Raw genomic sequence first — 19867 nt, 5'->3', positions numbered from 1 at the left:
CGGATTTATTCAACAACAATTTCATCAACAAAAAGCCAGGTGGGTTTTCCTTCTCCCGGATGTCCTGCCGGGCAAACTCCGAAATTTTCGGCAGTTACTCTGATAAACCGGCCTTTAGAGGTGTTCTTATCAGTGGTGTAATTCAGGATTTTGTTTTCTTTATTGTCCCGTTTTATCGGCAAATCCACAGTTTCCATTCGGGAAAATGTTTTCCCGTCCGTAGAAATTTCAAATGTTACAGAAGAGGCCGGAAATATCCAGTCTTTTCTTTTTTGCAAGATTCCCACCGATAAACGATTGATGTCTGTGATGGTCCCTAAATCGATGGTGGCGATCATATCTGTGGCGTGAAATCCATGCCAGTATTTTCCTACTGTGAAGGTACCCCGAACACCATCGGTTAAGGAGTTGGGTCCATCGGCCATATAATACCGGCTCACAGGATTTTTGTAATCGACGTTTTGTCCAACCGCTTTGTGAATTTCAAAAGACTGTGATGCAGGTACCATCCCGAGTACTTCTCCATTTAGCAGTGTGGATGCTTTGATGGTGGATGATTCTCTGATTTCGACAGGTTTTGAATACTTTTGGCTGTCTCTTTGCGGCCGGGAACCATCCAGGGTGTAAACAATTTCTGCCCCTACGATTTCGGATTCAAGTTCCACCAGGAGTTTGCCATCAACAGATTGGGGTGTAATCACCACTTTGCTGTTTCCTTTATTGTAATGATATCCCTTTTGATCGAATGCCCGGAAATGCCAACCGCGCAGTCGTTTGTTAAAATCTTCCCAGTCACGATGTTTTGAAGGCGACCAAACCACCTCCGATAATGCCAGCATACGAGGGAGAACCATATATTCGAGATGCGACAGGGTGGCAATGTATTCCGTCCATACATTTGCCTGGGCTCCCAGCACATATTGTGCTTCTTCTGTATTAAGTTCCTTCGGGATGGGTTCATATTCATAGACATCTTTAAGGGTATTCATACCTCCTATGGCTGCCGGCTCTCCTTCGGGCCCGGCCTGATAATGGTCGAAATAGCAGGGTGAGCCGGGAGTCATCACCACATCATGTCCCATTTGGGCAGCTTTGATACCGCCTGCTTCACCGCGCCAGCTCATTACGGTGGCGCCGGGAGCCAGGCCTCCTTCCAGGATTTCATCCCACCCAATGAGTTTTCGTCCGTGTGCATTCAGGAATTTTTCGATTCTTTTGACCATGTAACTTTGTAAGCCGTCTTCGTTTTCCAGATTTTCTTTCTTAATTCGGGACTGACAGGCATCGCACTTTTCCCATTGCGATTTGTCCAGTTCGTCACCTCCGATATGTATGTATTCTGAAGGAAACAGTTCCAATACTTCAAGAAAGATGTCTTCCAGAAAATCAAATGTTTTGTCTTTTCCCGGACAATAGGCACTCTGGATTCCTTTTGGGTATATACCTCCTGTATTTACCAATTGGGGCTCTTCGGTGCAGGAATATTCGGGATAGGCTGCCAGTGCTGCAACCGAGTGGGCAGGCAATTCAATTTCGGGGACAATAGTGATGTTGCGCTTTTGTGCATAGGCAACAATTTCTTTGATTTGTTCCTGAGTGTAATATCCTCCATACGTAGCTTCTTCGCCTTCCTGAGCAGGTGGGCGTTCGCTCCATACTTTGTCGAGATGATCTACACGCCATGCTCCAACTTCGGTGAGTTTTGGATATTTTTTTATTTCAATCCTCCAGCCCGGATCATCTACCAGATGCCAGTGAAAGGTGTTGAATTTATAGGTAGCCAACAGGTCGATGTATTGTTTAACTGCTTCGGGCGAATAAAAATGTCTGCTGACATCCAGCATCATCCCCCGCCATTGAAACCGGGGGTAGTCGGTTATTTCCATGGCCGGGATCTCCAGTGAGGCATTGGTCCGGATGGCGGGAAGCGTTTGGAGTATGGATTGTATGCCGTAAAAAATTCCCTTGCGGTTGGCAGCCTCTATGATGATGCTCTGAGGGGTGACCTGAAGATGATATCCTTCATCTAACAGTGTGTCATCATTTGATTCTCTGAAAATAATTTTCTTATTGTCTTTGGCGTTGTGGGACAATTCAATTCCCGAAATATCCCTGATGTACCTGGTAAGGAACTCTGCAACTTCACCCAGCTCTTTCTTCTTTTTATCGTATTGGATGGTTGTCCTGGCATCAATAAGAAATGTGCCTTCATTAACTTCCATCTTCACGGGTGTTGGAATGATGTCTGGTGATTCCTGACTGTAGCCCTGGAGGGAACTGAGCAATATGGCTATTATAAAGATTGTTGGTTTCATTCGTTTAAAATTTTGTAATTATCTGATAAAAAACTAATTAAAAATTTGAGAACGAATGGAACCGCTTCGCTCTCGCATAATATTTTTTAAACATGTTCTCTTGTGATTTATATTTAAAAAATATCATGCTCGTTTCATCAGTAAATAATTTATCTAAGTTATTGGTCTGATGGAACTCGCATGGTTGATTGTTTACATTCTCTTTTGAGGCAATCGTTGGCATGCTCGTTTCATTAGGATGAAATTTTACTGGAGTCCGGTTAAGAAATTGAGATTGCTTCACTACGTTACCAATGACAGGTCTTTGTAACAGGCAAAAAATCAGATGATTAATAATTGCCCCCCCCATTCGGGGATCTGATTCATTTGTTATGCCAACCCCGGGTTAACCACCCGGGTTTATTGACTGTCGTCGATTTTCGATTCAAATCGGCCCCTTCCAGGGATCTCCCAGATCTGTCATATTCACATTCTGCCTCAAAATTTAATTGAGCAGAGCGAAGCAATCTTCTTTGGAAAAAATAGTTTTTCCGGACACTAGTAGTGCGATCACAAAATACTATTTCATATTTTACATCCCTTTTCCCATTCTGCATCGTTAAAACTATGGCTATGCTTCAAAATTTTGCCTTGCAGAAAGAAAAAATGAAAGCAAAATATTTGAAATACCATTTTTCGAACGTACTACTAGTGGTAATAATTGAATATGAAGGTCTAATTAGAGTCCGTCAATAAACTAAGCAAAAATTGTTTCTGGTCAGAAAGTGTCAATTGCCAGGCTTGCGAAGCCGCCAAAAACGGAGTTTACTAATCGTAAATGAGTATTTTGGCGGCAAGCGTAACGACGCAAGTGGTACTTTATGGACAGAAACTAATTAATCTCTGTTGATCCGGTCTTTATGCACCAACTTACCGTCCACGTATATCTCCACAACATATCGTCCGGCTGGCAGATAACTCAGAGAGTACTCAAAAGTTCCCTGTTTAAAGTTGGAATATTCATGTGTTTCCACAGCTACACCATCAGACATGAATTGTACTCTCATGGTTTGGGGTTTCTCAAGAAAAGCATCCAGCTCAAGTTTGTCTTTTGTGCGACGTGGATAAATGAAAAAGGCATTTTGAGAAACGGTTGTGTCTTTTTTTGCATCCGTTGTAGCTTCAAACGACAGGAACCGGCCATTGCCGCAGTCGCTTATAAAGTGATGAAGAATGTTCCCCTCAATATCCAGAAAGCGCAGATATCCATATCCGGCCTCCGGCTGGGCCCAGAATTCAAGACCGTTCCCTGCGGAGTCGGTTAGCTCGAACTCATAAAGTCCGGCATCTAACCTCAAGGTGTCCTGATAAAGTGTGTTGGCTTCACATTCTGATGGCATCCTTTGATAAAGGGTGTCCTTTTTCGCATTGATCAGAAACAGGTGGTTCTCTTCGGGGTTGTTATTGGTTTTATAGGTAACCACAAATTCTGTGGGCAACTGTTTGGGAGCATGGAAAACCGATTTCATTTGATTGTCCCCCTGCCATTGATCTTTTTTTCCGTTTGGACGCAGCAACTCAACACTGTAGGTATTTTGTCCAGCATTGAACTGTGCCATCTCCGGGAGGTAAAGCGTTGTCTCTTCGCTAAAGTTGAGGTTTCCTGTCCATTTGAAGGTTTTTGGCTTGAAGCCCTCAGTTCCGTATTTGATTTTAAGTTCTTTCAGTGGTTCACTACCGAGGTTTCTGAAACGAATTACCGGTTCAAAGACCGCCGGGTTCATACGTCCGTAATTTTGTTTTTTATTGGGCACCATGATTTCTTCCATGGCCACATCAAATTTGTTGTTGGGAGCAGCGTACTCAATCAGATAAGCAGTTACTATTTCACGCCCTTCCACTTCGCCTATTGAGTCCACATAGGGCATCATATCGATGTCAATGGAGTTGGTTCCTTCTTTGGCGGGCACTTGAAATACATCCGGATCCTGCAGATCTCCCGGGCACCAGTGTCCGCGATCAAAAATCCAGGTGCCTCCCTGGGGATATAACGGGTTGTCTCCGCACTCTTTCCACAGGTGACGCTTGTCAATTACCTGGTCGTTGAAAACCACTTCGCGCCAGCGGGTACAGAATTCACTGCAGAGGTCGGGTTTTCCAAAGCCATGTCCGGTATGCTGAATTCTTATTCTTCCGAAATCGGTCTGCTCCTCAAAGCGGAATGATATGGGTGTAAGATAGTTCTCTACAGGGTCATCAATATTTCCATAAGGAAAATCTCCTTTGTATAACTCTGTGAACTTAATTTGCTTTGCAATTTCCGGCCCTTTCTGTATCTCAAAGTTAACCGTCAGTTCCCATCCCAGTTTCTCGGGCTCCCAGCCATTATGGACAAATTCAATCAGTACACTGTCGCGCAGCATTGAAGAGAAATCAGTAACATCCACTTCCCATGTGTAACTCCAGTCTTTGGTGAAGCTGCTTCCATAAGGAGTTATCAGTCGTCCGAGCTCGATGTCGCGTGTTTGTCCTGAATTTCCTCCCGTTTTTTTGATGTTGATAAAGTCCAGGTAATCCCAGTGGGCAATAGCCAGAGAATCCGGATGCCCCAGAGTTACCTGCATTTTGATGCGACGAATGCTTTCCTGTTGATGCGGGAATACCCCCCATCCGGTAAAAGAATTGGTGCCCTGCGAGACATCGGTAGTGATGGTGATGTGATCGTGGGTCGTCATATTGGTGACCTCCTGAGCTTTTGCGTCTGAAAAAGCAAGTGTCAGAGCGAGCGTGCAAATACTCCAAAATATTTTTTTCATCGTTGAAGTGATTTATTCTGTTTTTGTTTTCTAAAATGATTGGGAAGGGGTGTTGAAATAAACTGCAAAATGGGGCGGGAGAGAGTCGCTTAGTGGCGGTATAGAATTTAGTCAAATTGGTGCTGTTTTATTTTTCAGCATTAAGATGCTCTTGTGAAGCAGGTTCCGGCTTCTCTTATCAGAAGGCGAAACCTGCATCTTCAAGTTGAGTGTGTGTGAAAAGAGATTCTACTTTGCGATTTTTGTAACCTTGATTACCCAGGCATATTTACTGGGTGGATTTTCTTGCAGAGCAGAAGGAATGTTGACTGTAAAACCCTCCTGAGTTTTTTCCCAATCCAATTGCTCCTGGGTTCCAAGAAGGGATACCATTGCCCCTTCTGCAGGGCAATGGGTGTTGATGGAAATTGATGGAGGCAACTGATTGGTACCCTTTTCGTCTAAATAGAGAAAATAAACAGTTCCCTCTTTTTCGGTAATACCGATGTTATCTGTTTTATAGGGTTCCATGGTGCGGGTTCCGTAAATGGCCTCTCCGTTAACTTTTATCCAGTCACCGATGTCTTCCAGCAGGTCGTAAGCTCCCTGTTGCCAGTCACCGTCCGGTCCGGGGGCGATATTGTATAGCAGGTTTCCTCCTTTAACTACAATGTCGATGAGCATATGGATGGCCTCCTGACCGCTCATGTATTTTGCATCAGGAGTATATGACCATCCCCCTCCTGAAATTATGCAGGATTCCCACGGATAAGGGAGTGGCTTTTCCGGAACACGGTTTTCCGGGGTTAAATAGTTTTGGTTTTTACCATGAACTGCCCGATCCACTACGATGAGACCAGGTTGTTTTTTCCTTGCTTTCTGCACCAACTCATCCATGCGGATGTCCTGATTTATTATTTGGGCTTTAATAAAACCCGATTCATTGCTATCAATCTTGCGTTTATAAGCTTCTTTGATGGTTTGGGGAGATTTTTTTGCGACCCATCCTCCATCAAGCCAGAGAATGTCAATGTCTCCATAGTCGGTCATTAATTCCAGAATCTGGTTGTGGGTAAACTGAACAAAAGATTCCCATTTCTCAGGATATTCTTCCGGATCGTAGTTGACATTGCGGTCAGGGGTGGCAAAATTGCTCCACCAGTAATCATTGTTGTGCCAATCCGGTTTTGAGAAATAGGTTCCAATCCAAAAATCTTTTTTCCTGAATGAATCAAATATTTCTTTTGCAATATTTGCACGTTTGTTGGTATGGAACGGACACTCCTCGGAAGTTACCTTGTAGTCGGTATATTTGGAGTCGAACATGCAAAATCCATCATGATGTTTAGTAGTAAAAACAACATATTTCATTCCTGCATCGTTGGCTGCTTTGGCCCATTTGTCCGGATTGAAATTTACGGGGTTGAAAGTTTTTTTTAATCCTTCGTATTCTTTTTTGTATGCAATATAATCCTCATGTGGACGCCGACACCAACCCTCATCCTCGGCACATATACTCCAGGATTCAACGATTCCCCATTGACTATAAGGGCCCCAATGCATTAGCAGACCGAACTTAAAGTCTTTCCATTGTTCCAGTTTTTCCAGTACCAGTGGGTCTGTTTCCGGGACGTATCGTTCGTCTTCATATATTGCCTGGCCTTGTGCATAGGCCGTTAAGAGTATGACCATTGTTGTAAGGAGTAGATTTTTCATGCTTGACATAGTTGAATTTAGAAAACGTGATTTCTCCATGTTTTTATAAGGTTGGGATTAGGGACTTTTAATCTGAGGGGCAATGAAGAATGCTTATTAAATATTCAGGATTTATGGTATTGCACATCCCGTCACTACCTGGTTTAGTACATCATCTCCAATACCGATTCTGTAGCCTGAAGAGTGATATATAATCTCTTTGTCACCATTGATGACAAGGGCAACGGGTAGCTCATTTTTTCGAATGCCTTTGACGTCCTGGTTAAGTGTTGAAAGCCAGTCCGAGTCATCGGTGGCAAAAACAGTTCGGGTGGGTAATCCGGGGTATTCGCCTGGGGAAAAGGCCGGGGTGATTTTATCATGGTCTGTCAGGAGAAGAATGTTTCCATCCCAGTTATTGAAATTGCTTCTTAGTCTGATCAGATCGTTTAGCAGGTGTTTGGAAGGTTCCCGGGCAGGATCAATCCATATAAGGACGAGTCCAGACTCACTGTGTAATGATTGCACATTAATTTTTTCAGAAGTATCCCATGATTTTACGTACTGGTTAAGGTTGATGGGAATCTCCCTTACCAAAGTATTTTCATTTTCACTCTCTTCAGGGATTTTAATGGTAATTTCCTGATTTTGTTCTGCTTTTATTTCGAAAAATAAGCGTCTGGTTTTTGATGATCCATTGGGTAGTCTTCTGACAGTTACCAAAGAGTACAAGCCTTCGTCAAGTTGAATTGACGCCGGGAATTTGTTCAAAACATCGGTGTTGCTGAAGTCCAGTGTCTTGAATTGATTTTCCTCAAAATGGTTGAGTGTGAAATCTTTGTAATATTCTGGAAGGGAAGTGTTTTCCTGCGGGGCATCAAACGTCAGTCTCAGAACCCCTTTGGGGGAATTGCCCACTTTGTTATTGTCCGGATCAACATCTGTCCATTTATTGTTCAGCAGAACCTGGGGCTCTTTATCAATCAGATTAATTCTCGAAGGAATACCAAAGCTCCGTGCAATAGCGACAAACAGGATATTTCTGGAGTTGGTGTCCGCAACTTTCAATTCAAGAACCCCGGAAGGCAGCTGAGGGACTCCCCATGCGTTTGCAGAATCCCGGACTTCAATATTGTGGTGAATCCAGTCAACTAACACAGAGACATCCGATTGGATCTTGGTTTTAAACTGATCGTCAAAATAATCCCGGATAAAAGCTTTGTATGCGGAAATTTTTTCATTGGCGATTCTCGGGTTCAGAATGTAACTCCTGAAGATTTTCGGATCGATATTTTCTTCATTGATGGAATGATCAAAATGGTCTGTAAATACCTCAAGGGGGGTATCGCGCCGGTCTTTGTCAGAAACCACTGAAAGAAGGGTCAATGCTTTTTGTTTATCAATGGGGGCAGCGTACTCCAAAAATTGCTTTATGATGTCCCAGTTACCTCTGCTTTGTTTAAACAGGGTAATGGTATGCGTTGGATCGATCTCCAAATCTTTGCTGATTTTCAGTGATGTCAGAGAATCAATGAAGGTGCTGACGTAAGCATTGCGAATAGAATCTCCCTGTTTTAATCGCTGTGCATGTCCGGTTCTGTCAACATTGCTGTGATCTTCAGTGGACGATGGTTGGGGTGTATTTATCAAGAACTCCCTTAGCGTTCCGGCAGCTGGCATGCTGTTGTTGCTGACAGTGACAAGGAGTGTGTCTGTTTCGGGCACGGGAAGTTTCTCCCAGGCATATTGCTGATTATGAATGACCTGCACCATCAGATCGCCCAGTCCTGTGGTAAATTCAATTATTCCGTCTTTGTTGGTGCGAATGCTTGCAATGTTGTAAAACTCAGCAAAATTGGGAAGCTGAAAATTTACAACCGCATCTTTAAGGGGGGTTTGATCCTCATCCTGTACTTTGACCCATATTGTTTTTGTCGGAGCATAATGTTCAAGGGTATTAATCTCTGTATAGTACCTGTTTTTAGTGACGATCTCTTCACTGGTAGAAATGTGTCCATATGTTCGATGATGGGTAAGCATTGCTCTGGTAGCAGGACTTTCAAACCATCCCATGTTTAGTTCGGGTTCGGGTTCGCAGGCTCCCATAAAGTACCAATTGCCGTCGATCCATACTTCCACCCATGCGTGGTTGTCGTTGGTGTGTGCCCAGCGAGGTGTGTAAATCTGGCGGGCCGGAATACCTACAGAACGCATGGCGGCGACTGTAAAAGTGGACTGTTCGCCGCAACGTCCATAGGCTGTCTTGACCGTGCTTAACGGGGCGCTGGTGCGGTACTCGTCGGTGGAATGATAGATTACTTTTTCCTGACACCAGTGGTTAACTTCGAGGGCCGCCTCTTTTAAAGACAAGTTTTTTACCCGGTCTTTAAGTTCTTTGTAAAAAACGACTCTGGAAGTATCGGTATATTCATTATTGACCCGGTGGGGCAGGACGTAATGCAGAAAAATTTTATCCGGAATGTTTTTCCCCCATGGAAGTGTATTCTTTGCTTTCAGCGCATAGCGAACGTTTTGCAGGTAGAAATCTCCCGTATGGTTTGACAGGTCGCTGAGGGGCATCCATGCATAGAGAAAGTCTAATGCCTGCTTTTCGGAATGAGAGAGGTTTTCATTTTCAAAGTTGAAGAGTTTATCTTTTCTGCCAGATGCCAGATTTTGGGTTTCTTCACTCTTTTGTTTTATTTCCAGTGCTTTTTTTTTATCCACTGTCAGTGTGTCGTGGGTTTGGCATCCCGATATAATAAGGGTGCAAATAAGCAATATGGAAACTCTAATGAACATACCAAATTGTGTTTGAATTTAAAACCAATGGTCAGCCATCCAATTCTTTGAACCCGTTGTTGGGTATGGCTTCTTCAATAGGCTTTATTTAATTGTAAAATGTTTTGTTCAGGTGTCAGACAAGAATCTTACCTTTTTTCTTGCTGTGTAATCCTGCCAATTCATCAAAAACATCTTCCATGGCTACAGCCAAAGCCCCTTTTAAGCCTATTTCTTTGCCCATCTCAGAGTTTTTGATGGTAACTCCTTCGCTGATTTTGTGCATAGAATAGGTGTTGATTGACTTCTGTACAGGAATGGTAATGTATTGTCCCGATTCTGCCATTTTACCTCCCAGGATGATCATTCCGGGATTAAAAATCTGGATGAGAATTGCGATGGCTTTTCCAAGATGTTCACCCACCTCTGAGAGCAGGTTGATGGCAAACTGATCTCCATGAAGGGCGGCCTCTACAACAGTTGTCATATCTACATCTTCAATGTTCTCGGCGGCATAATGGGACATTAGAGAGCTTTTTCCGGCCATGATTCCTTCCCGGGCTTTGGCCACAAGTGCAGAACCTGAGGCGATAGTTTGAAGACACCCGTTTTTTCCGCATATACATGAAGCCCCGTTTTCCACCATGGGAATGTGGCTCAATTCTCCGGCAAACCCATTGGCCCCCCGGTATAATTTCCCGTTTAAGATCATTCCCAGACCAATACCCCAGTCCAGCAATAATACCAACACATTTTGTTGATTTCTGGCGGCTCCGAAGCGCCATGCAGTTAATGCCACTGCCTTTGCATCATTTTCTATGAAAACAGGAAGATCCAATTCTTCCTGCATGAGCTTTCTAAATGATTTTTCTCCATAATTGAAGTAAGAATAATTAAACCCGTTTTGTGAATCTACCAGTCCGGGCATGCTAACTCCTACGCCAATAATTTTTGAGGACTCAATATCCTTTGTTTGTATGTATTTCTTTATTTGTGACGTGAGTTTTTTTAATGTGGTCAACTCACTGTCCATTTCAAGGGGGAAAATAAATGTTTCCGAGATTTGCTTATTCTCGCTGTCAAAAATGGTTAACCGTGTTTTGTGGATGTTCATGTCCACTGCCACAGTATAGAAGGCATCTGCTTTCAGACCATACAATTCGGGTTTGCGGCCTCCCTTGGAAAGCCCATAGCCTTTTTTTTCTATCAGGTTGTGATCCATGAGCATTCCCAAAATGGCATTCCCATTTGGAGAGCTGATCTTGAGGTGGCTGCAGATGTCGGCAACGGGATTTGGGCCTTTAAAATAAAGGTACTTTAAAACTCTGACCAATAAGTTATATTTTTTCTTCTCAATATTGGAGAGTGTTTTAAATAAGAAACTGTTAAGTAATATATTTTCCATTTTATTTTGCAACATAGTGAATTAGATTTTACAAAGCACACTATTTTTTTTCTTTCTTGCAAGACTTTTATCAAAAAATACCAAAAGAAAATGATGTTGTGTTATTTTTTGTATATTCGCATGGTAATAAATTCTAAATACCGCAAAATGTAAATGCATGTTGGTTGTGCCAATATGAAAGAGCGGTTGTTATCGAAAATGATGTAGAGTTCATGGGAGGTGGTTTAGCGTGCATTGTCAATTTTTTAAATTAAAGAACAGTGCTGTTTTTTCTATTTTTTTAAAAGTATAAAAAATAGTGTTTAATACATTTATTCTAAGAATCCGGATAAGAAATTATTAATGAGGAATAAGAAGATATTTTTGACATTGTTGCTGAGCCTGAGTGTTGGCGTAATGTCCGGGCAGGTTTATAAAAATTCTTCCAATGGTGTTGAAGAGAGAACTCAGGATTTACTATCCCGAATGACTTTGGAAGAAAAAGTTGGACAGCTGCTTTGCCCTCTCGGATGGCCAATGTATGAGAAGAATGGGAAAGGGGTGGAAGTTTCAATGCAATTTAAAGAAAGTTTGAAACAGAATCATACTGGAATGTTGTGGGCTACTTTCCGGGCAGATCCATGGACCAGAAAAACTTTGAGGAATGGTTTAAATCCGGTATTGGCAGCTGAAGTGGCCAATTCTATTCAAAAGTATGCCATGGAGGAAACCCGTTTGGGAATCCCTCTTTTTCTGGCAGAAGAAGCTCCTCATGGACATATGGCTATCGGGGCTACTGTTTTTCCAACCGGGATAGGTCTTGCGTCCACCTGGGCTCCTGAATTAATTGAAGAAGTTGGTAAGGTTATTGGTAGGGAAGTCCGCCTCCAGGGAGGACACATTGGTTATGGACCTGTTTTAGATTTGGTACGTGATGCCCGTTGGTCCAGAGTTGAGGAGACTTATGGGGAGGACCCCGTGCTTGCCGGAATTATGGGGGCAGCTATGGTTAGGGGAATGGCTGGTGATGGTCTGCATGATAAATATGGTCTGATTGCAACATTGAAGCACTTTTTGGCTTATGGAACTCCAGAGGCTGGTCAAAATGGCGGTATAACAACGATAGGCCCGTTGGATGTTATGCAAAATTACCTGCCTCCCTTTAAAGAGGCTATTAATGCAGGGGCCTTGTCGGTAATGACTTCTTATAACTCCATAGATGGTATTCCTTCCACATCAAATCGTTACCTTTTAACAGATGTTCTAAGAAATAAATGGGGTTTTAACGGCTTTGTCGTTTCGGATCTTGCGAGTATTGAAGGATTGCATGGCTCACATTATGTTGCCAAATCTGTTCAGGAGGCTGCCAATATGGCTTTGTCAGCGGGTGTTGATGTTGATCTTGGATCTAATGCCTTTGTGAACCTTGTGAACTCGGTAAATGCCGGGGAATTGAAGGAGTCATTGATTGATACAGCGGTCGCCCGGGTATTAAGGTTGAAATTTGAAATGGGATTGTTTGATGATCCTTATGTTGATCCCCGAAAGGCTGAAAGAATGGTTCGTTGTCCCGAACATATTGCCCTGGCCAGAGAAGTAGCACAAAATACATTGGTGCTGCTGAAGAATGAGCATGAGATTCTCCCTTTAAAGAGGGATCCGGGGAAAATTCTGGTTGTTGGGCCCAATGCGGACAACCAATACAATATGCTGGGTGATTACACAGCTCCTCAGGATTCTGACAATGTGGTTACTATATTGGAAGGAATATTGAATAAATTATCACCCGAACAGGTTGAGTATGTTAAAGGTTGTGCAATCCGCGATACCAGCAATGTAAATATTGATAAGGCAGTGGAGGCGGCTGAGCATTCTGACGTTATTCTTGCTGTGGTTGGAGGTTCTAGTGCCAGGGACTTTAAAACTGAGTATTTGGAGACTGGTGCTGCAGTTGCCAATAATCAATCTGTTAGTGACATGGATGCAGGTGAGGGTTTTGACAGGGCAACACTGGATTTGCTCGGCAAACAGATGGACTTGTTGAAAGCGTTAAAGAAAACCGGTAAGCCTCTGGTGGTGGTTTACATTCAGGGTCGTCCTATGAAGATGAATTGGGCTGCGGAAAATGCCGATGCTTTAATCTGTGCCTGGTATCCGGGACAAGAGGGTGGAAATGCCTTAGCTGATGTTGTCTTTGGGGATTATAATCCTGCAGGTCGATTGCCCGTATCGATCCCAAGAGATGTTGGACAAGTTCCAATTTATTATAATAAAAAGAATCCCAGACCGCATGACTATGTGGAGTTATCTGCAACACCACTTTATAGTTTCGGTTATGGGTTAAGCTATTCTTCTTTTACCTATTCTGATCTTGAAGTTGCTCCTGTGGGGAAAGAGGAATTTGTCGTGAACTTTAAAGTGAAAAACACCGGAAACTTTGATGGAGATGAGGTGGTTCAGTTATACCTGAGAGATGAATATGCATCAGTTGTTCAACCTGTTCAGCAGCTTAAACACTTCAACAGATTGTTCTTGAAGAAGGGCGAAGAAAAGCAGGTTTCTTTTTACTTGAATGAAAAAGACCTTGCCATACTCAATCAAAAAAAAGAATGGGTAGTGGAACCGGGGACCTTTCAACTGATGATTGGTGCAGCATCGGATGATATCAGGTTGTCAGGAACAATTAAAGTTGATTAGTTATAAGTTTAACCTTTAAAGGATCTCATGAATCTCTCACTAATAGATATAAGCATTCTTCTTGGTTATTTAGTCCTCACCTTATTTATCGGTTTCTGGCTGTCAAAGCGTGCATCCAAAGATCTGGAAGCCTATTTTCTTGGAGGGAATAAAATCAAATGGTACTACCTGGGCTTATCAAACGCTTCGGGAATGTTTGATATCTCCGGCACAATGTGGACTGTGGCCATTGTTTTTGTTTATGGTCTTAAGAGCGCCTGGATTCCCTGGCTGTGGCCTGTCTGGAACCAGATATTTGTGATGGTTTTTCTTGCCGTCTGGATGAGACGATCCAACACCATGACAGGGGCCCAGTGGATCACTTTCCGCTTTGGAGATGGTCGGGGCGGACGCTTGTCACATATTATCGTGGTACTTTTTGCGGTGGTCAGTGTAATTGGATTTATTGCCTATTTTGTAGAAGGCATCGGGAAGTTTGCCACCACCTTTTTCAGTTGGGATTTGTCGGCCTCCATCCTGGGGCTGCAACTTACCTCCCAACAGGTTTATGCTTTGATAATAATTGCCATCACTACCATATATACCATGAAAGGCGGTATGTATAGTGTGGTAAGTACCGAGGTCCTTCAGTTTTTGATTATGACGGTTGCCTGTGTTTCCATCGGGGTAATCGCATTTAATGAAGTTACACCAGACCAAATAGCAGCTGCCACACCCGAGGGGTGGGCCAATCTGTGGCCCGAGTGGAACCTGAGCCTTGACTGGTCGGGAATATTTCCTGAACTTAACGATAAAATAGATCAGGACGGGTACGAAATGTTTGGTATGTTGTTGTTGATGATGATTCTCAAAGGAGTCTTTGCCAGTCTTGCAGGGCCGGTTCCAAGTTATGATATGCAGCGAATCTTATCTACCCGGACTCCGGCAGAAGCTGCTAAGATGAGTGGCCTGACCTCATTGGTTCTTTTTATCCCGCGTTACCTGATGATTGGCGGACTTGCAGTACTGGGACTGGTTTATCTGAAACCCGAGCTGATGAAGATGGGGGCTGACCTGGATTTTGAAATGGTACTGCCCATGGCTATTCAGGAGTTCATCCCGGTAGGAATTAAAGGATTGTTGCTTGCCGGTTTACTGGCAGCTTTCATGGGCACTTTTGCTGCATTTATTAATGCCGCACCTGCCTACCTGATCAATGATTTGTATAAGAAATACCTGAATCCCGGCGCCTCCGATAAGAAACTGGTTCGTTACAGTTATATGTCCAGCTTGTTGCTGGTAATAATTGGACTGATTTTTGGGCTTTTTGCCCAGTCGCTGAATAGTCTTACTTTGTGGATAACCTCCTCTCTTTATGGAGGCTATGCTGCCGCAAACGTTTTAAAATGGATCTGGTGGCGATTCAACGGAATGGGCTATTTCTATGGGATGTTGGGAGGTCTGGTCGCATCGGTTGTGGTGCCCCCAATTTACAGAATTATAGTGCCCGGGACCATTGATATTTATATGTTTCCTGTTACTTTGCTGATTTCCATGTCTGCCTCAGTTTTGGGAACCCTGCTTACCAAACCCGAAAAGATGGATGTCCTGAAAAAGTTCTATAAACAAACCCGTCCCTGGGGATTTTGGGAACCTGTAAAAAAGGAGGTTATTAAAGATGATCCGTCTTTTATGCCCAATAAAGATTTTAAACGTGACAGTTTTAATGTACTGATTGGTATCACCTGGCAGATGTCGATGGTGGTGTTGCCGCTCTATTTTCTTTCGGGAGAATATGCGGCAGCCTGGATTTCGCTGGCAATACTGGTTGGAACGTCTGCAATATTAAAGTTTACCTGGTACGATCATATAAAAAATATTGATTGAGTTTTATGAGTGCAAAAGATATTTCAATTCCCTGGGAAGAACGTCCTGCTGAAAGCAAGGATGTTATGTGGCGGTATTCCAGCAATCCGATAGTTGGTCGGTATGACATTCCCTCTTCCAACAGCATTTTTAACAGTGCCGTGGTTCCTTTTGGAGACGGTTATGCCGGAGTGTTTCGCTCTGACAACAAGGCGGTGCAGATGAATATCTATGCCGGATTCAGTAAAGACGGGATCAACTGGGACATCAATCATTCGCCCATTGATATGAAGCCCGGGAATACGGAGATGATCGATTCGGATTACAAGTACGATCCACGGGTGGTCTTTATAGAAGATCGTTACTGGGTGACCTGGTGTAACGGATATCACGGGCCGACCATTGGTATTGCCTACACTTTCGATTTTGTGGATTTTTATCAGTGCGAAAATGCATTTCTCCCATTCAATCGCAACGGGGTTTTATTTCCTGAAAAAATTGACGGTCGTTATGCCATGCTTAGTCGTCCAAGTGATAACGGGCACACGCCTTTTGGAGATATTTACATCAGTTACAGTCCCGATATGAAATACTGGGGAGAGCACCGATGTGTCATGAAAGTGGCGGATTTTGAAGACAGTGCCTGGCAATGCACAAAGATTGGTGCTGGTTCGGCTCCCATCAGAATTAATGAAGGGTGGCTGATTTTTTATCACGGTGTCATCAATACCTGCCGTGGTTTCCGTTATTCCATGGGTGCTGCCATTCTTGATTCGGAGAATCCGTCAAAGGTGCTTTACCGGACACAGCCATATTTACTGGCTCCCAACGAAACTTATGAACTGACGGGGGATGTGCCCAATGTAATTTTCCCTTGTGCAGCTCTTTGTGACGGAGAGAAGGTGGCTGTTTATTATGGTGCTGCCGATACGGTGATAGGACTGGCTTTTGGTTACCTCGATGAGATTGTAGCCTTTACGAAAAATAACAGCTTGTAATGCTGGTTGAATTTAGATGATGGAGATGAGAAAAAAAATACTTGAAGTTTGTGTGTTTTCTTTGGATGCGGCATTGAAAGCAGAACGTAGTGGCGCAGACCGGCTGGAACTTTGCAGTAACCCGATGGAAGGAGGAACAACACCTCACCCTGCTTTGGTAAAAGCAGCCTGCAGGAAATGCAACATCCCGGTATATCCCATTATTCGTCCACGGGGTGGTGGATTTTGCTATTCAGAGGATGAATTTGAAATGATGAAGGAAGATATTCTCTTTTGCAAAGATGCAGGTTGCAAAGGTATTGCTACAGGAGTTTTATTACCCGATAACCGTGTGGATGTCATCCGAATGAAGCAGCTGGTGGAACTGGCACATCCAATGGGTGTTACTTTTATTCGTGCGTTTGACCTGACTCCCGACCCGATTGAAGCACTGGAGGATGTTATTGAAGCCGGATGCGAAAGGATTTTGACTTCAGGACAAAAAGATAAGGCCACGGATGCTCCGGAGTTGATAGAACAGCTGGTGAAAAAAGCTGCCAACCGAATTTCTATTATGCCGGGGTCCGGGGTTCGGGCTGACAATATCAGGCAAATTATGGATGCAACCGATGCCAATGAGATCCACTCTTCTGCCCGGGTGTTCCTGCCCAATGATTCGAAAATGGCGGATGAGCTGGGATTTGGACAAGCTGTGAGTTGTGATGAGAATCAGATTCAGAAAATGAGAAAAGAAATAAATTAAAAATAAATCATAATACTGTTTAGCCATGTTTCAAGTTTTTCTTTTAAAAAAAATACGAAAGCCGGGAGTTTTGCTGCTGGCAATCCTCGGGCTTTCTGTTATTCAGGGATGCTCTACTCCACAGGAAGCTGTTGTGGAGGATGATTTTGCACAATATGTAGATCCCTACATTGGTTCTGATTATCATGGACACGTCTTCGTGGGGGCAAATGTTCCGTTTGGGGCAGTTCAGCCCGGACCTACCAATTACATTAAGGGGTGGGACTGGTGTTCCGGTTATCATTACTCCGACAGCATAATGACCGGTTTTTCCCAACTCCATCTTAGCGGAACAGGGATCGGTGATCTGGGAGATGTGTTGATTTCTCCTTATACCGGAGACATCCTCTTTTCTCCCGGAACGATCAAAGAGCCTTTGGCAGGATATGCCTCCATGTATTCTCATGATCGCGAAAAGGTGGAGCCCGGATACTATGAGGTGGATCTTCTGGACTATGATGTGAATGTGAAACTCACCGCCTCGGAGCGGGTGAGTTTTCATGAATATACTTTTCCTGAAAACAATGCTTCCCGGATTGCCATAAATCTTGAATTGGGAATTGGCTGGGATGCTCCTGTGGATACTCGTCTTGAACAAATTAACGATACTACTCTTGCAGGTTTCCGGCACTCAAAAGGATGGGCTGAGGATCAGGAACTTTATTATGCCATTGTGCTTTCCAGACCTATCGATAATTTGGATTTACATACCGATCAGGGCGAAATTGAAGGTAGCCTTGCACAGGGTCGTGATGTTGTAGGAGTGCTTACTTATTCAACGGCTGCAGAAGAGGCGATTCAGCTTAAAGTGGGGATTTCTCCTGTCAGTCACGAAGCAGCTCTTAAGAATATTGAAAGTGAGATCCCTCACTGGGATTTCTCTCAGGTGAAAGCTGAAGCCCGTGAGAAGTGGAACAATGAATTGGGAAAAATAAAGATCGACGTTCCGGATGTTGAAACCAAACGCAAATTTTACACAGCGATGTACCATTCATTCATTGCTCCGGTTCTCTTTAATGATCATGACGGATCTTACAGGGGAACAGATAAGAAGGTATATCAAAATCCCGGGTTTAATAATTATTCTGTTTTCTCTCTTTGGGATACTTACCGGGCAAATCACCCTCTTTTTACCATTGTTCAGCCCGAAAAGGTGAATGATATGATCAATTCCATGCTGGCTATTTACGAGCAGCAGGGCAAATTACCGGTTTGGCACCTAATGGGTAATGAAACCAATTGTATGGTAGGCTACAGCGCGGTTCCCGTGGTTTCGGATGCTTTTTTCAAAGGATTCGACGGGTTTGATGAACAGACTGCCTTTGAGGCTGTTTTGGCAACTTCTAACAATGATGAGTTTGGGCTGGATGAACTGAAAGAGAAGGGGTACATTCCTGCCGATAAAGAGAAGGAGTCGGTTTCCAAGGCACTGGAATATGCCATCTCTGACTGGGCCATTGCACGTTTCGCTGAGAAGATGGGAGATTCAGAAAATGCAGCCTATTATCATGATCGCTCCAGAGCTTACGAAAAGTATTTCGATCCGGAAACCCGGTTTATGCGTCCCATAATGAGTAATGGTGAGTTTAAATCTCCCTTTAATCCCTTCCAGTCAGTTCATGAAGTGGGCGACTATACCGAAGGAAATGCCTGGCAATATACATGGATGGTTCCCCATGATGTTCAGGGATTGATTGATCTGATGGGTGGAGACGATGCTTTTGAAGCCAAATTTGACAGCTTTTTTGTGGTGTCCGGAGATATGGGCGCCGAAGCCTCTCCGGATATTTCCGGGCTTATTGGTCAGTACGCACAGGGCAATGAGCCCAGTCATCATGCTGCTTATATGTATGCATTTGCCGGTCGGCAGTGGAAAACGGCCGAGAAAGTCCGACACATAATGGATGAGTTCTACACCGATCAACCCGATGGTATTATAGGAAATGAGGATTGTGGTCAGATGTCGGCCTGGTATATCTTTTCTTCCATGGGTTTTTATCCTGTGAATCCTTCCAGTTCGGTGATGGTATTGGGTTCACCCGATCTCGACAGAGCGGAGGTGAAACTTCCGGGTGATAAAACTTTTACCATGATTGCGCATAACAACAGCAAAGAGAATATTTACATTCAATCGGCAACTCTCAATGGTGCTGATCTTGAGAGAAGTTATATCACTTACAAGGAAATTATGAATGGCGGAGTTCTGGAGTTGACCATGGGCGATACTCCCAACAAGCAGTTTGGTACTGCTCCGGAAAACCGGCCCATTGAAGAGCTACCCTGACAGTGTTTCTGTGAGGTGTGGAGTTAATTAGTGTATGACCATAAAGTACCACTTGCGTCGTTACGCTTGCCGCCAAAATACTCATTTACCCAGGTAAACTCCGTTTTTGGCGGCTTCGCAAGCCATGCAACTGGCACTTTCTGACCAGACACAGTTTCAGTTAAAAATTTTCCCGACTTTATAGATGGGGATTAATTAGTAATGCGAATTAAGGGTTGAAAAAACCCAATTTATTGTTTGTAAATATTTAAAAATCAATGAAATATATGCTTGAAAAATTAGGTTAAATCCCTGAAAATCAGTATCTTAAGAG

Annotated in this window: 10 protein-coding genes; 5 read left to right on the top strand and 5 right to left on the bottom strand. The window is 43.5% G+C overall.

What is annotated here, in order from left to right; translation table 11 throughout:
* Positions 1-5 precede the first annotated feature (5 nt).
* The 5 genes from BY457_RS01820 to BY457_RS01790 form a co-directional block, all read right to left on the bottom strand.
* Positions 6-2315: a glycoside hydrolase family 20 protein gene (locus BY457_RS01820; protein WP_106151634.1), complete on the bottom strand. Its 2310-nt coding sequence runs from the start codon at positions 2313-2315 to the stop codon at positions 6-8.
* A gap of 875 nt (positions 2316-3190) precedes the next feature.
* Positions 3191-5110, bottom strand: coding sequence for a peptide-N-glycosidase F-related protein (locus BY457_RS01805; protein ID WP_106151632.1), 1920 nt, complete (start codon positions 5108-5110; stop codon positions 3191-3193).
* A gap of 228 nt (positions 5111-5338) precedes the next feature.
* Positions 5339-6805, bottom strand: coding sequence for an alpha-L-fucosidase (locus tag BY457_RS01800; protein ID WP_106151912.1), 1467 nt, complete (start codon positions 6803-6805; stop codon positions 5339-5341).
* 111 nt (positions 6806-6916) lie between these two features.
* On the bottom strand, positions 6917-9586 hold the full coding sequence (locus BY457_RS01795) for a transglutaminase domain-containing protein (protein ID WP_106151631.1): 2670 nt from the start codon (positions 9584-9586) through the stop codon (positions 6917-6919).
* Positions 9587-9701: 115 nt separating this feature from the next.
* Entirely contained in the window at positions 9702-10970 is a 1269-nt protein-coding gene (locus tag BY457_RS01790) for an ROK family protein (RefSeq protein ID WP_114436644.1), read from the bottom strand.
* Between the two features lie 342 nt (positions 10971-11312).
* Between BY457_RS01790 and BY457_RS01785 the strand changes: the two genes are divergently transcribed.
* Genes BY457_RS01785 through BY457_RS01765 form a run of 5 tightly spaced genes read left to right on the top strand, consistent with a single transcriptional unit; the run spans position 11313 to position 19554 of the window.
* Positions 11313-13646 (top strand): glycoside hydrolase family 3 N-terminal domain-containing protein, encoded by a 2334-nt coding sequence (locus BY457_RS01785; protein WP_106151629.1) that lies wholly within the window; start codon positions 11313-11315, stop codon positions 13644-13646.
* Between the two features lie 27 nt (positions 13647-13673).
* Positions 13674-15512, top strand: a complete 1839-nt coding sequence (locus BY457_RS01780; RefSeq protein WP_106151628.1) for a sodium:solute symporter family protein — start codon at positions 13674-13676, stop codon at positions 15510-15512.
* A gap of 5 nt (positions 15513-15517) precedes the next feature.
* The gene (locus tag BY457_RS01775) at positions 15518-16489 is read left to right on the top strand and encodes a glycoside hydrolase family 130 protein (RefSeq protein ID WP_106151627.1); all 972 of its coding nucleotides are present in this window, start codon (positions 15518-15520) and stop codon (positions 16487-16489) included.
* A 25-nt stretch (positions 16490-16514) separates the two neighbouring features.
* A complete protein-coding gene (locus BY457_RS01770) occupies positions 16515-17231 on the top strand; it encodes a copper homeostasis protein CutC (protein ID WP_106151911.1) in 717 nt (238 codons plus the stop codon).
* Positions 17232-17256: 25 nt separating this feature from the next.
* The gene (locus BY457_RS01765) at positions 17257-19554 is read left to right on the top strand and encodes a GH92 family glycosyl hydrolase (protein ID WP_106151626.1); all 2298 of its coding nucleotides are present in this window, start codon (positions 17257-17259) and stop codon (positions 19552-19554) included.
* The last annotated feature ends 313 nt before the right edge of the window (positions 19555-19867 follow it).

Source organism: Marinilabilia salmonicolor (assembly GCF_003003035.1).
Classification (GTDB): Bacteria; Bacteroidota; Bacteroidia; order Bacteroidales; family Marinilabiliaceae; genus Marinilabilia; species Marinilabilia salmonicolor_A.
The sequence above is the reverse complement of the archived record's forward strand: the minus strand, read 5'-3'. Positions and strand labels throughout refer to the sequence as shown.

Coding starts and splice junctions, on each gene's coding strand:
- BY457_RS01820 (WP_106151634.1), bottom strand. CDS start 2,315: ATGAAACCAACAATCTTTATAATAGCCATATTGCTCAGTTCCCTCCAG.
- BY457_RS01805 (WP_106151632.1), bottom strand. CDS start 5,110: ATGAAAAAAATATTTTGGAGTATTTGCACGCTCGCTCTGACACTTGCT.
- BY457_RS01800 (WP_106151912.1), bottom strand. CDS start 6,805: ATGAAAAATCTACTCCTTACAACAATGGTCATACTCTTAACGGCCTAT.
- BY457_RS01795 (WP_106151631.1), bottom strand. CDS start 9,586: ATGTTCATTAGAGTTTCCATATTGCTTATTTGCACCCTTATTATATCG.
- BY457_RS01790 (WP_114436644.1), bottom strand. CDS start 10,970: ATGGAAAATATATTACTTAACAGTTTCTTATTTAAAACACTCTCCAAT.
- BY457_RS01785 (WP_106151629.1), top strand. CDS start 11,313: ATGAGGAATAAGAAGATATTTTTGACATTGTTGCTGAGCCTGAGTGTT.
- BY457_RS01780 (WP_106151628.1), top strand. CDS start 13,674: ATGAATCTCTCACTAATAGATATAAGCATTCTTCTTGGTTATTTAGTC.
- BY457_RS01775 (WP_106151627.1), top strand. CDS start 15,518: ATGAGTGCAAAAGATATTTCAATTCCCTGGGAAGAACGTCCTGCTGAA.
- BY457_RS01770 (WP_106151911.1), top strand. CDS start 16,515: ATGAGAAAAAAAATACTTGAAGTTTGTGTGTTTTCTTTGGATGCGGCA.
- BY457_RS01765 (WP_106151626.1), top strand. CDS start 17,257: ATGTTTCAAGTTTTTCTTTTAAAAAAAATACGAAAGCCGGGAGTTTTG.